Here is a 13,130-nt window from a genome sequence, read left to right on the forward strand (position 1 = left end):
GAGTGTTACAAACTTACTGCGGGCTGGCGTCCAGAGGTTCTGGAGTTGGCACCGGAACGGTTTGCACGCCGTCGACGCCTTTCTGGATCTCGTCCAGCAAGGAGCCAGGCTTGGCCGGTACTTCGGACTTCGGCTTCTCCTCGTTCTGCGCGGGCGCAGGAGTCGTGGTGCCGGTGTCTTTGCCCAGCAAGGCTTCATCGCGGCTTACGCCCGGTTTGAAGTCCCCCGACAGGCTGACGAGCTGGTCATTGCCATTGAAGATGACACTGACCCGCTCCTGCTGGCGTTCACCGCCACCAGGTTGGATGCTATAGAGATAATCCCAGCGATCGGCATGGAATGTGTCGGTCAGCAGGGGATTGCCCATGATAAACCGTACTTGCCGTCGGGTCATTCCCGGGCGTAACTGGTCTATCATGTCCTGCGTGACGACATTGCCCTGCTGGATGTCGATTTTGTAAACCCCGGGGAATGAACAACCGGCGAGTGCGAGCAGTCCCACAAAGGTGAAACTGGTTAGCAAGAGCTTGGTGTTTTGCATCGGTGGGCGACTTCCACTATCTTGGCTGGGACAACGTAAACGCCGATCATACCCGTATTAAGAGAAGCTGCGAAGCAGCATCCGCGAGAAAGCTAACCATGGTTGAAAATAGCGAACTACGCAAAGCCGGTCTTAAAGTGACTCTGCCACGAGTCAAGATTCTACAAATGCTCGATTCTGCTGAGCAGCGCCACATGAGTGCCGAGGATGTATACAAGGCGCTGATGGAGTCTAACGAGGACGTCGGCCTGGCCACGGTTTACCGTGTACTGACCCAGTTTGAAGCAGCAGGACTGGTGGTTCGTCATAATTTCGACGGCGGTCATGCAGTGTTCGAATTGGCCGACGGCGGTCATCACGACCACATGGTTGACCTGGATACCAATGAGGTTATCGAGTTCACCAGTCCGGAAATCGAGAAGCTCCAGCACATGATCGCTGAGCAGCATGGATTCGATTTGGTGGACCACAATCTGGTTCTCTACATACGTAAGAAAAAGTAAGAAAGCTACGCAGATTCGCTCTGCGAAACGATCGAAGGCGACCCTAGGGTCGCCTTCGTGCTTTCTATAGAAAGAAAAGTGCTCAGTAAGTCAGGCTTCAGACCTTCGCGGTTACCACCATTTTTTTCGCGTGAGCCAAGGACTCCTTGGTCAGGTCAATGCCGCCGAGCATCCGCGCCACTTCTTCTACCCGTTCGGTCTTGTTCAGTTTGGATACGGCGGTATGGGTCGCATCACTGCCCCGCACTTTGTGCACGAACAAGTGTTGATGCCCTTGGGCGGCCACTTGTGGCAAGTGAGTGACGGTCAGCACCTGGCCACGATCGCCCAGTCGGCGCAGCAGCTGGCCAACGATCTCGGCAGTCGGGCCACCGATCCCTACGTCCACCTCATCGAATACCAGCGTTGGCACGCGTGAGGTCTGGGCGGTGATCACCTGGATCGCCAGGCTGATCCGTGACAGCTCGCCGCCGGACGCTACTTTTGCCAGTGCCTTCAATGGCTGGCCCGGGTTTGCGCTGACCAGCAGTTCTACCTGTTCAAGACCATTGGGCAGCAGCTCATTGCTGGTGTTGGTGTGCAGCTCGATGGTGAAGCGCCCGCCGGGCATCCCCAGGCGCTGGATCTCTTGTTCCACCGCGCTGGCCAGGCCGGTCGCTGCCTGATGGCGCAGGTCACTGAGCTCTCGGGCTTTCTCTTGATAATGGCGAGCAAACGACGCTAGTTCTTCACCCAGTCGCTCAATGGATTCGTCATTGGCGTTCAGGGTTTCGATTTCATCCAGCAGTTTTTGCTGCATGGTCGCGACTTCGGTCGGCTGGATCCGGTGTTTGCGCGCCAGGGTGTAGATGGTGTCCAGGCGCTCTTCTATGTCCTGCAGGCGGGCCGGGTCGGCATCGAAGTGGTCGAGGAAGCGGTTCAACTCGCCCACGGCTTCTTCTACCTGGATTTGTGCGCTGGTGAGCAGTGTGGTGGCTTCATTCAGTGAGCCGGAGGCATTGTTCACGCTGGACAGGCGATTGAGGCTCGCCGTCAGGGCGTTGAGCACATTGCCGGAATCACTTTCGCTGCACTGCTCCACCACTTGCCGGCAGATGCCCAGCAGGGTTTCGGCGTTGGTGAGGTTCTTGTGTTCCTGTTCCAGTTGCTCCAGTTCTGTCTCGCCGAGCCCCAGGCTTTCCAGCTCTTCCAGTTGGTAGCTGAGCAATTGGTGGCGGGCACGCTGCTCATCGCCGGAGTTGGAGAGGCGCTCCAGCTCCTGGCGGGTCTGGCGCCAGCGCTGCGCGGCCAGTTGCACTTGGCGCGCAAGGTCCGTGGCGCCGGCGTACTCGTCGAGGAGCCGGCGATGGGTGTCGGTTTTCAGCAGGGACTGGTGTTCATGCTGGCTGTGGATGTCGATCAGCAGCTCACCCAGGGCTTTCAAGTCGCCGAGGGGGCAGGGGGTGCCATTTATATAGCCGCGGGAGCGCCCTTCGGCAGTGATCACCCGGCGCAGAATGCACGGGCCTTCATTATTAAGGTCGCGCTCGGCAAGCCAGGCTTCGGCTTCCGGGATGTCGGCCAGGTCAAAGGTGGCGAGGATGTCGGCTTTGTCGGCGCCGGGGCGGACCACGCCGCTGTCGGCACGATCGCCCAGGGTCAGGCCCAGGGCGTCGAGCATGATCGACTTGCCGGCGCCGGTTTCGCCTGTGATTACGCTCATCCCGCGATCCAGTTCAAGATCCAGATGTTCAACGATGGCGTAGTTATGTACGGACAGGTGCACCAGCATGACGGCCGCTCCCAGGCTTTAGGTCTGGTTATTTATACAGTGTTTTGTTTGGGGGTGACAATCCTGATGCTTAGTCCGATTTGCTTGAATAACTGTCTTTTTAAGTGCGACAGGGAATGATCGGGGGAAATTGATCCAGGACAAGTGAAAGACTTTTGGTAACGCCCCAGCCCTTGAACCTGAAAATTGTGGCCCCATATACCGGAACAGAAGCGCGAGTCGAGTTCGCGCATGATTTTGAAAGGAGAAATCTATGGCTGACGAACAGACGCAGGATACGCAAAATCCAGACGCCAACCAGGCCGCAGGTGAAGATCTGGCAGCTCGTGTGCAAGTGCTCGAAGAGCAGTTGGCAGGCGCACAGGATCAATCGTTGCGTGTTGCCGCTGATCTGCAGAACGTCCGCCGCCGCGCCGAGCAGGATGTAGAAAAGGCTCACAAGTTCGCCCTGGAAAAATTTGCCGGTGATCTTTTGCCGATCATCGACAGCCTGGAGCGTGGCCTTGAGCTGTCCAATCCGGACGACGAAAACATCCGCCCAATGCGCGAAGGGATCGAACTGACCCTGAAAATGTTCCAGGACACCCTGAAGCGTTATCAGTTGGAAGCCATCGATCCACAAGGCGGCGAGCCGTTCAATGCTGAGCATCATCAAGCGATGGCGATGCAGGAAAACGCTGATCTTGAGCCGAACAGCGTGTTGAAGGTGTTCCAGAAGGGTTACCAGCTCAACGGTCGCTTGCTGCGCCCGGCAATGGTTGTGGTGAGCAAGGCTCCCGCACCGGTTGCACCTTCTATTGATGAGCAGGCTTGAAATACGTCGTAACGGCCCCATCTATAAGTCAAGCGTTTAAGTACTGCCGCAGTTAGCCACCACTGCTGTGGCAACAAAATCTAAGTTTCGGGAGAGTAAATCATGGGCAAAATTATCGGTATCGACCTGGGGACTACCAACTCCTGCGTCTCCGTGCTGGAAAACGGCGTATCCAAAGTTATTGAAAACGCCGAAGGCGCACGTACCACCCCGTCCATCGTGGCTTATGCCAACGACGGCGAAATCCTGGTTGGCCAGTCCGCCAAGCGTCAAGCTGTGACCAATCCGCATAACACCCTGTACGCGGTGAAGCGTCTGATCGGTCGTAAGTTCGACGAAGAAGTCGTACAGAAAGACATCAAGATGGTCCCGTACAAAATCGCCAAGGCTGACAACGGTGACGCCTGGGTTGAAGTGAACGGCCAGAAAATGTCGCCGCCGCAAATCTCGGCTGAAATCTTGAAAAAGATGAAGAAAACCGCCGAAGACTACCTCGGTGAAGCAGTGACTGAAGCGGTGATTACCGTTCCGGCCTACTTCAACGACAGCCAGCGCCAGGCGACCAAAGACGCCGGCCGTATTGCTGGCCTGGACGTAAAACGTATCATCAACGAACCAACCGCAGCCGCTCTGGCCTACGGTATGGACAAGGCCAAGGGCGATCACACCGTGATCGTTTACGACCTGGGTGGCGGTACCTTCGACGTTTCCGTGATCGAAATCGCTGAAGTCGATGGCGAGCACCAGTTCGAAGTGTTGGCCACCAACGGCGACACGTTCCTGGGCGGTGAAGACTTTGACATTCGTCTGATCGACTACCTCGTTGACGAATTCAAGAAAGAAAGCGGCATGAACCTTAAAGGTGACCCGCTGGCCATGCAGCGCCTGAAAGAAGCCGCTGAGAAAGCCAAGATCGAACTGTCTTCGAGCAATTCGACCGACGTGAACCTGCCGTACATCACTGCAGATGCCACCGGTCCTAAGCACTTGAACGTGAAAATCTCCCGCGCCAAGCTGGAGTCGCTGGTAGAAGACCTGGTTCAACGCACCATCGAGCCTTGCCGCATTGCGCTGAAAGACTCGGGTATCGACGTTGGCGCGATCAACGACGTGATCCTGGTCGGCGGTCAGACCCGTATGCCACTGGTTCAGAAGCTGGTGACCGAGTTCTTCGGTAAAGAAGCGCGTAAAGACGTGAACCCGGACGAAGCGGTTGCCATGGGTGCTGCCATCCAGGGCGCGGTATTGGCCGGCGACGTGAAAGACGTTCTGCTGCTGGACGTTAGCCCGCTGACCCTGGGTATCGAAACCATGGGCGGCGTGATGACTGCGCTGATTGAGAAAAACACCACGATTCCTACCAAGAAATCGCAAGTGTTCTCGACTGCCGATGACAACCAGGGCGCCGTGACCATTCACGTGCTGCAAGGTGAGCGTAAGCAGGCCGGTCAGAACAAGTCCCTGGGCAAGTTCGACCTGGCCGAGATTCCACCAGCACCACGTGGCGTGCCACAAATTGAAGTGACCTTCGACATCGACGCCAACGGCATTCTGCACGTAGGCGCCAAAGACAAGGCCACCGGCAAGACTCAGTCGATCGTGATCAAGGCAAACTCGGGTCTGTCCGAGGAAGAAATTCAGCAGATGATCCGTGATGCTGAAGCCAACGCTGACGAAGACCGCAAGTTCGAAGAACTGGCCGCTGCCCGCAACCAGGGTGATGCACTGGTTCACTCGACGCGCAAAATGATCGCTGACGCTGGCGACAAAGTGACTGCTGAAGAGAAAACTGCAATCGAAGCCGCCGTAGTTGCCCTGGAAGCCGCCGTTAAAGGCGACGACAAGGCTGCTATCGAAGCCAAGGTTGAAGAGCTGTCGAAAGTCTCTGCGCCAGTCGCTCAGAAAATGTACGCCGAACAAGGCCAGCCGGCTGACGGTGCTGCACACCAGGCAGAACCTGAAGCCAAGCACGACGATGTTGTCGATGCTGAGTTCGAAGAAGTCAAAGACCAGAAGTAACTTGGTCGCCCGGTTGACCGCTCACAAGCGGTGACTGGTAGGATGTCGCCGCGCGGGAGCTTGCTCCCGCGTTGGCGTGTCTGGGGTACGCGAATTTTTACAGCATGCGACGACGCTCGGATGCTGGCGGTGTGATCGGGAATGCTCCTGCTTTCCGGACGACAGTCACCGCGTTTTTGGCCGGTTGCCGGCTGAAAGCAGTAACGACCAGGATCGTTGAATTGACGTGAGTTGGGTCCGGGCCTGTATTGGGGCTCAACGAGTTTGGCAAGGCTCAGGAGGGTTTTGCCGGACGTCCTTAAGAGTGCAAAGACTTATGGCAAAGCGTGACTATTACGAAGTGTTGGGTGTGGAGCGCGGCTCCAGCGAGGCGGACCTGAAAAAGGCTTACCGTCGCCTGGCAATGAAGCACCACCCGGACCGTAATCCGGATAACAAAGAATCCGAAGAGCTGTTCAAAGAGGCCAATGAGGCCTACGAATGCCTGTGTGATCCAAACAAGCGTGCCGCTTATGATCAGTACGGCCATGCCGGTGTCGACCCAAGCATGGGCGGCGGCGGTGCAGGCTTTGGTGGTCAGAACTTCTCCGATATTTTCGGCGACGTGTTCAGCGACTTCTTTGGCGGCGGCCGTGGTGGCCAGCGTGGTGGTGCTCAGCGTGGCAGCGACCTGCGTTACACCCTGGAACTGAACCTTGAAGAAGCGGTGCGTGGCACCAGCGTCAATATCCGTGTTCCGACGCTGGTCAATTGCAAGCCGTGCGACGGTTCGGGCGCCAAGAAAGGCTCCTCGCCGATCACTTGCCCGACCTGCGGCGGTATCGGCCAGGTGCGTATGCAGCAAGGCTTCTTCTCGGTGCAGCAGACCTGCCCGCGCTGCCATGGCCAGGGCAAGATCATTTCCGATCCGTGCGACTCGTGCCACGGCGAAGGACGTGTCGAAGAGTACAAGACCCTCTCGGTGAAAGTGCCGGCGGGTGTTGATACCGGCGACCGCATTCGTCTGTCGGGTGAAGGCGAGGCGGGCACGCAGGGCGGCCCGACGGGCGACCTGTACGTGGTGATCAATGTGCGCGAGCACTCGATCTTCCAGCGCGACGGCAAGCATCTGTTCTGTGAAGTGCCGATCAGCTTTGTCGACGCGGCCCTGGGTGGCGAGCTTGAGATTCCGACGCTGGACGGTCGGGTCAAGTTGAAGATTCCTGAGGGTACGCAGACCGGCAAGCAGTTCCGTATCCGTGGCAAAGGTGTTGCGCCGGTGCGCGGTGGCGGTGCTGGCGACCTGATGTGTCGTGTGGCGGTCGAGACGCCGGTGAACCTGGGGCGTCGTCAGCGCGAACTGCTGGAAGAATTCCGCAGCTCCCTGGCCGGCGATGACACTCATTCGCCAAAGACCACTGGTTGGTTCGAAGGCGTGAAGCGTTTCTTCGGCGACCTGTAAGGAAGTGAGTATGCGACGTATCGCGGTGATGGGCGCTGCCGGGCGCATGGGCAAAACCCTGGTCGAGGCCGTACAGGCGCGCTCGCCGGCCTCCGGGCTGACAGCGGCGATTGTTCGTCCCGGCAGCACCTTGATTGGTGCGGACGCGGGTGAGTTGGCGTCCCTGGGGCGGATCGGCGTTTCGTTGTCCGGCAATCTGGAACAGGTCGCCGACGAATTCGACGTGCTGATCGATTTCACCCTGCCGGACGTGATGCTGAAAAACCTGGCGTTCTGCCGCAAGGCGGGCAAGGCCATGGTGATCGGCACGACAGGTCTGAGCGCCGAGCAAAAGCAGCTGCTGGTGGAAGCGGGCAAGGATATTCCTATCGTGTTCGCGGCCAACTTCAGCGTCGGTGTCAATCTGTCGCTGAAGTTGCTCGACATGGCAGCGCGCGTGATGGGCGATGAGGCTGACATCGAGATCATCGAGACGCATCACCGGCACAAGATCGATGCGCCGTCGGGTACGGCGTTGCGCATGGGTGAGGCGATTGCCGATGCCCTTGGGCGGGATCTGTCGAAGGTGGCGGTGTATGGTCGTGAAGGTCATACCGGGGCTCGCGCCCATGACACCATCGGTTTTGCCACCGTTCGCGGCGGTGACGTGGTGGGCGATCACACCGTGCTGTTCGCGACCGAGGGTGAGCGTCTTGAGATCACCCACAAGGCGTCGAGTCGCATGACGTTCGCCAAGGGTGCTGTACGTGCGGCGCTGTGGCTGGACGGTCGTACGCCGGCCTTGTACGACATGCGTGACGTGCTGGATCTGCATTAAGAAGTAGCTAAAACGGGGTCTCAGGAATATGCTGAGGCCCCGTTTTTACCCGCTAAGCGACGTCCTGTCGCATTCCCCTGCCTTTAAGGCTCATTAGCGGTGGACCAAAAAAGCCTTTTTCTGTAAGCTACAGCTTTAGTGTGTCCACTAAAAGCGCGCAGAATAATTCGGTGAAGAAGCGGGGTGACGTGTCCATACGTCACTCCGCTTTTTTACAACCTGCGATCGCCCTTTCAGGCTTTATTTACGGGAGGTCTTCTTGACTAAGCCAGCCATACTCGCCCTTGCTGATGGCAGCATTTTTCGCGGCGAAGCCATTGGAGCCGACGGTCAGACCGTTGGAGAGGTGGTGTTCAACACCGCCATGACCGGCTATCAGGAAATCCTTACTGATCCTTCCTACGCCCAACAGATCGTTACCCTGACCTATCCGCACATCGGCAACACCGGTACTACACCGGAAGACGCCGAGTCTGATCGTGTCTGGTCGGCTGGCCTGGTCATCCGTGACCTGCCACTGGTAGCGAGCAACTGGCGTAACACGATGTCCCTGTCCGATTACCTGAAAGCCAACAACGTTGTGGCGATCGCCGGTATCGATACGCGTCGCCTGACACGCATCCTGCGTGAAAAAGGTTCGCAGAACGGCTGCATCATGGCCGGTGACAACATCTCCGAAGAAGCAGCGATTGCAGCGGCCCAAGGTTTCCCTGGCCTGAAAGGCATGGACCTGGCGAAAGTCGTCAGCACCAAGGAAAAGTACGAGTGGCGCTCCACTGTCTGGGACTTGAAGACCGACAGCCACGCGACCATCGAAGCTTCCGAGCTGCCGTACCACGTTGTGGCCTACGACTACGGTATCAAGCACAACATCCTGCGCATGCTGGTCGAGCGCGGTTGCCGCGTGACCGTGGTGCCGGCGCAAACCCCGGCCAGCGATGTACTGGCCCTGCAGCCGGACGGTGTGTTCCTGTCCAACGGCCCGGGTGACCCGGAGCCTTGCGACTACGCCATCAAGGCGATCAAGGAAGTGCTGGAAACCGAGATCCCGGTATTCGGCATCTGCCTCGGCCACCAGTTGCTGGCCCTAGCCTCCGGCGCCAAGACCCTGAAAATGGGCCACGGCCACCACGGTGCCAACCACCCGGTGCAGGACCTGGACACTGGCGTCGTGATGATCACCAGTCAGAACCACGGTTTTGCGGTGGATGAAGCGACGCTGCCGGGCAACGTCCGGGCGATTCACAAGTCGCTGTTCGACGGTTCCCTGCAAGGCATCGAACGCACCGACAAGAGCGCGTTCAGCTTCCAGGGCCACCCTGAAGCAAGCCCGGGCCCGAACGACGTAGCGCCGCTGTTCGACCGTTTCATCAATGAGATGGCCAAGCGACGCTAAGTGAGCGGCCCGAGGGTGGCCCGGGAAACCGGCGGCCCCCTCGGGCTCTTCAAAGATTGTTCAAGACGGCTTGCCGACTGACCTGCGGATTTGAGTGACAAACCCATGCCAAAACGTACAGACATAAAAAGCATCCTGATTCTCGGCGCTGGCCCGATCGTGATCGGCCAGGCCTGCGAATTCGACTACTCCGGCGCCCAGGCCTGTAAAGCCCTGCGCGAAGAGGGCTATCGCGTCATCCTGGTGAACTCCAACCCGGCCACCATCATGACCGACCCGGACATGGCCGACGCCACCTACATCGAGCCGATCAAGTGGCAGACCGTTGCCAAGATCATCGAAAAAGAGCGTCCGGACGCGCTGCTGCCAACCATGGGTGGCCAGACCGCCCTGAACTGCGCACTGGACCTGGAGCGCGAAGGCGTCCTGGAGAAGTTCGGCGTAGAGATGATCGGCGCCAATGCCGACACCATCGACAAGGCTGAAGACCGTTCGCGTTTCGACAAGGCCATGAAGTCCATCGGTCTTGACTGCCCGCGTTCCGGTATCGCCCACAGCATGGAAGAGGCCAATGCGGTTCTGGAGCGCTTGGGCTTCCCGTGCATCATCCGTCCGTCCTTCACCATGGGCGGCACCGGCGGCGGTATCGCCTACAACCGTGAAGAATTCGAAGAAATCTGCGCTCGCGGTCTGGACCTGTCGCCGACCAAAGAGCTGCTGATCGACGAATCCCTGATCGGCTGGAAAGAATATGAGATGGAGGTTGTCCGCGATAAGAAGGACAACTGCATCATCGTCTGCTCGATCGAAAACTTTGACCCGATGGGCGTGCACACCGGTGACTCGATCACTGTTGCGCCAGCACAGACCCTGACGGACAAGGAATACCAGATCATGCGTAACGCCTCGTTGGCGGTACTGCGTGAGATCGGCGTGGAAACCGGTGGCTCCAACGTCCAGTTCGGCATCTGCCCGGACACTGGCCGCATGGTTGTGATCGAGATGAACCCGCGTGTATCGCGCTCCTCGGCGCTGGCATCGAAAGCTACCGGCTTCCCGATTGCGCGCATCGCTGCCAAGCTGGCGATCGGTTACACACTGGACGAGCTGCAGAACGAAATCACTGGCGGTGCAACACCGGCGTCCTTCGAGCCGTCGATCGACTACGTCGTCACCAAGCTGCCACGCTTCGCTTTCGAGAAATTCCCGAAAGCCGACGCCCGCCTGACCACTCAGATGAAGTCGGTCGGTGAAGTCATGGCTATCGGCCGGACCTTCCAGGAGTCCCTGCAGAAAGCCCTGCGCGGCCTGGAAGTGGGTGTTTGCGGTCTGGATGAAAAGCTCGACCTGAGCAACCCGGAAAGCATGAGCGTGCTCAAGCGCGAGCTGACCGTGCCGGGTGCCGAGCGTATCTGGTACGTGGCCGATGCTTTCCGCGCCGGCATGACCGTCGAAGACATCTTCGGCATGAACATGATCGACCCGTGGTTCCTGGTACAGATCGAAGATCTGATCAAGGAAGAAGAGAAGGTCAAGACCCTCGGTCTGTCCTCCATCGACCGCGACCTGATGTTCCGCCTCAAGCGCAAAGGCTTCTCCGACATGCGTTTGGCCAAGCTGCTGGGCGTGACCGAGAAGAACCTGCGCACCCATCGCCACAAGCTGGATATCTTCCCGGTCTACAAGCGCGTTGATACCTGCGCGGCCGAGTTCGCCACCGACACCGCGTATATGTACTCCACCTACGAGGAAGAGTGCGAAGCAGCGCCGTCGGGCCGCGACAAAATCATGATCCTGGGTGGAGGTCCAAACCGTATCGGCCAAGGCATCGAGTTCGATTATTGCTGCGTACACGCCGCTCTCGCCCTGCGCGAAGACGGGTACGAGACCATCATGGTCAACTGCAACCCTGAAACTGTTTCCACCGACTACGACACCTCCGACCGTCTGTACTTCGAGCCGGTAACGCTGGAAGACGTACTGGAAATCTGCCGCGTCGAGAAGCCAAAAGGCGTGATCGTCCAGTACGGTGGGCAAACCCCGTTGAAACTGGCTCGCGCACTTGAAGCTGCTGGCGTACCAATCATCGGCACCAGCCCTGACGCTATCGACCGCGCCGAAGACCGTGAACGCTTCCAGCAGATGGTTGAGCGTCTGAACCTGCGTCAGCCGCCAAACGCCACTGTGCGCAGCGAAGACGAAGCGATCCGCGCAGCCAGCAAGATCGGTTACCCGCTGGTGGTGCGTCCGTCCTATGTACTGGGCGGCCGGGCGATGGAAATCGTCTACGAAGAAGACGAACTCAAGCGTTACCTGCGTGACGCGGTGAAAGTGTCCAACGACAGCCCGGTGCTGCTGGACCACTTCCTCAACTGTGCCATCGAGATGGACGTGGATGCGGTCTGCGACGGCACCGACGTGGTGATCGGCGCGATCATGCAGCACATCGAACAGGCTGGCGTTCACTCCGGTGACTCCGCTTGCTCGCTGCCGCCGTACTCGCTGCCTGCGCACATTCAGGACGAGATGCGCGAACAGGTCAAGAAAATGGCCCTGGAGCTGGGCGTGGTCGGCCTGATGAACGTGCAGTTGGCGCTGCAAGGCGAAGACATCTACGTCATCGAAGTCAACCCGCGCGCTTCGCGTACCGTACCGTTTGTTTCCAAGTGCATCGGTGTGTCCCTGGCGATGATTGCTGCTCGTGTGATGGCCGGTAAGACGTTGAAGGAAATCGGCTTCACCAAGGAAATCATTCCGAACTTCTACAGCGTGAAAGAGGCGGTGTTCCCATTCGCCAAATTCCCTGGTGTGGACCCGATCCTGGGCCCAGAGATGAAGTCCACCGGTGAAGTCATGGGCGTGGGCGATACCTTCGGTGAAGCGTTCGCCAAGGCCCAGATGGGCGCCAGCGAAGTGCTGCCGACCGGCGGTACTGCGTTCATCAGCGTGCGCGATGATGACAAGCCGCTGGTTGCAGGCGTGGCCCGTGATCTGATCAACTTGGGCTTCGAAGTCGTGGCTACTGCCGGGACCGCCAAGCTGATTGAGGCTGCCGGCCTGAAAGTACGTCGCGTGAACAAGGTAACGGAAGGCCGTCCACACGTGGTCGACATGATCAAGAATGACGAAGTCACCCTGATCATCAACACTACCGAAGGTCGCCAGTCGATCGCGGACTCCTACTCCATTCGTCGTAACGCCTTGCAGCACAAGATCTACTGCACCACTACCATTGCTGCTGGCGAAGCTATCTGCGAAGCGCTCAAGTTCGGTCCTGAAAAAACCGTGCGTCGCTTGCAGGATCTACACGCAGGATTGAAGGCATGATCAAATACCCAATGACCGTCCAGGGCGCAAAAGCCCTGGAAGAAGAACACGCCCACCTGACCAAGGTCGTCCGTCCGAAGCTGAGCCAGGACATCGGCACGGCCCGGGAATTGGGTGACCTGAAGGAAAACGCTGAATACCATGCTGCCCGCGAGCAGCAAGGTATGGTCGAGGCGCGGATCCGTGATATCGAAGGCCGCATGCAGAATGCGGTGATCATCGATGTCACTACCATCCCGCATACCGGCAAGGTGATTTTCGGTACCACCGTGGAAATTGCCAACGTCGAGACTGACGAAAGCGTGGTTTACCACATCGTGGGTGAAGACGAGGCCGACTTCAAACTCGGCAAGATCTCCGTCGGTTCGCCGCTGGCCCGCGCCTTGATTGCCAAGGAAGAAGGTGATGTGGTGGCCGTCAAGACGCCTGGTGGCGTGATCGAGTACGAGATTGTCGAAGTTCGTCACATCTGAAAGACGGCGCCCGCTTCATGCGGGCGCC

10 protein-coding genes are annotated in these 13,130 nt (G+C 58.5%); 8 read left to right on the forward strand and 2 right to left on the reverse strand.

The genetic code is table 11. The features are described from left to right. Positions 1 to 13: 13 nt before the first annotated feature. Positions 14 to 541, reverse strand: a complete 528-nt coding sequence (locus NVB75_RS23860; RefSeq protein WP_177050969.1) for an outer membrane protein assembly factor BamE — start codon at positions 539 to 541, stop codon at positions 14 to 16. 98 nt (positions 542 to 639) lie between these two features. Here NVB75_RS23860 and fur point away from each other — a divergent pair, with 98 nt between their 5' ends. Next, positions 640 to 1,044 carry a ferric iron uptake transcriptional regulator gene (fur, locus tag NVB75_RS23865; protein WP_003212228.1) on the forward strand — a complete coding sequence of 135 codons (405 nt, stop codon included), beginning with the start codon at positions 640 to 642 and terminating at the stop codon, positions 1,042 to 1,044. Between the two features lie 97 nt (positions 1,045 to 1,141). Here the strand turns inward: fur and recN are convergent, their stop codons facing one another. Further along, a complete protein-coding gene (gene recN, locus NVB75_RS23870) occupies positions 1,142 to 2,815 on the reverse strand; it encodes a DNA repair protein RecN (protein WP_017478557.1) in 1,674 nt (557 codons plus the stop codon). Between the two features lie 253 nt (positions 2,816 to 3,068). On the opposite strand from recN, the gene grpE reads away from it, so the two are divergent. The 7 genes from grpE (at position 3,069) to greA (ending at position 13,102) form a co-directional block, all read left to right on the forward strand. Beyond that, positions 3,069 to 3,629: a nucleotide exchange factor GrpE gene (grpE, locus tag NVB75_RS23875; protein WP_003212224.1), complete on the forward strand. Its 561-nt coding sequence runs from the start codon at positions 3,069 to 3,071 to the stop codon at positions 3,627 to 3,629. A gap of 102 nt (positions 3,630 to 3,731) precedes the next feature. Next, positions 3,732 to 5,648 (forward strand): molecular chaperone DnaK, encoded by a 1,917-nt coding sequence (gene dnaK, locus NVB75_RS23880; protein ID WP_063033219.1) that lies wholly within the window; start codon positions 3,732 to 3,734, stop codon positions 5,646 to 5,648. A 316-nt stretch (positions 5,649 to 5,964) separates the two neighbouring features. Next, a complete protein-coding gene (gene dnaJ / locus NVB75_RS23885; protein ID WP_063033218.1) occupies positions 5,965 to 7,089 on the forward strand; it encodes a molecular chaperone DnaJ in 1,125 nt (374 codons plus the stop codon). A 10-nt stretch (positions 7,090 to 7,099) separates the two neighbouring features. Further along, entirely contained in the window at positions 7,100 to 7,906 is an 807-nt protein-coding gene (gene dapB / locus NVB75_RS23890; protein ID WP_017478561.1) for a 4-hydroxy-tetrahydrodipicolinate reductase, read from the forward strand. Positions 7,907 to 8,165: 259 nt separating this feature from the next. Beyond that, entirely contained in the window at positions 8,166 to 9,302 is a 1,137-nt protein-coding gene (gene carA / locus NVB75_RS23895) for a glutamine-hydrolyzing carbamoyl-phosphate synthase small subunit (RefSeq protein WP_258343621.1), read from the forward strand. A 105-nt stretch (positions 9,303 to 9,407) separates the two neighbouring features. Next, positions 9,408 to 12,629, forward strand: a complete 3,222-nt coding sequence (carB, locus tag NVB75_RS23900) for a carbamoyl-phosphate synthase large subunit (RefSeq protein ID WP_003212212.1) — start codon at positions 9,408 to 9,410, stop codon at positions 12,627 to 12,629. Then, positions 12,626 to 13,102 (forward strand): transcription elongation factor GreA, encoded by a 477-nt coding sequence (gene greA, locus NVB75_RS23905; RefSeq protein WP_122540392.1) that lies wholly within the window; start codon positions 12,626 to 12,628, stop codon positions 13,100 to 13,102. The genes carB and greA overlap by 4 nt, the downstream gene beginning before the upstream one ends. Positions 13,103 to 13,130 lie beyond the last annotated feature (28 nt).

Source organism: Pseudomonas sp. CBS (genome assembly GCF_024734645.1).
Lineage (GTDB): Bacteria > Pseudomonadota > Gammaproteobacteria > Pseudomonadales > Pseudomonadaceae > Aquipseudomonas.

What these genes read in the sequence shown, in the direction of transcription:
- NVB75_RS23860 (WP_177050969.1), bottom strand. Translation starts at nt 541, where the DNA reads ATGCAAAACACCAAGCTCTTGCTAACCAGTTTCACCTTTGTGGGACTG.
- fur (WP_003212228.1), top strand. Translation starts at nt 640, where the DNA reads ATGGTTGAAAATAGCGAACTACGCAAAGCCGGTCTTAAAGTGACTCTG.
- recN (WP_017478557.1), bottom strand. Translation starts at nt 2,815, where the DNA reads ATGCTGGTGCACCTGTCCGTACATAACTACGCCATCGTTGAACATCTG.
- grpE (WP_003212224.1), top strand. Translation starts at nt 3,069, where the DNA reads ATGGCTGACGAACAGACGCAGGATACGCAAAATCCAGACGCCAACCAG.
- dnaK (WP_063033219.1), top strand. Translation starts at nt 3,732, where the DNA reads ATGGGCAAAATTATCGGTATCGACCTGGGGACTACCAACTCCTGCGTC.
- dnaJ (WP_063033218.1), top strand. Translation starts at nt 5,965, where the DNA reads ATGGCAAAGCGTGACTATTACGAAGTGTTGGGTGTGGAGCGCGGCTCC.
- dapB (WP_017478561.1), top strand. Translation starts at nt 7,100, where the DNA reads ATGCGACGTATCGCGGTGATGGGCGCTGCCGGGCGCATGGGCAAAACC.
- carB (WP_003212212.1), top strand. Translation starts at nt 9,408, where the DNA reads ATGCCAAAACGTACAGACATAAAAAGCATCCTGATTCTCGGCGCTGGC.
- greA (WP_122540392.1), top strand. Translation starts at nt 12,626, where the DNA reads ATGATCAAATACCCAATGACCGTCCAGGGCGCAAAAGCCCTGGAAGAA.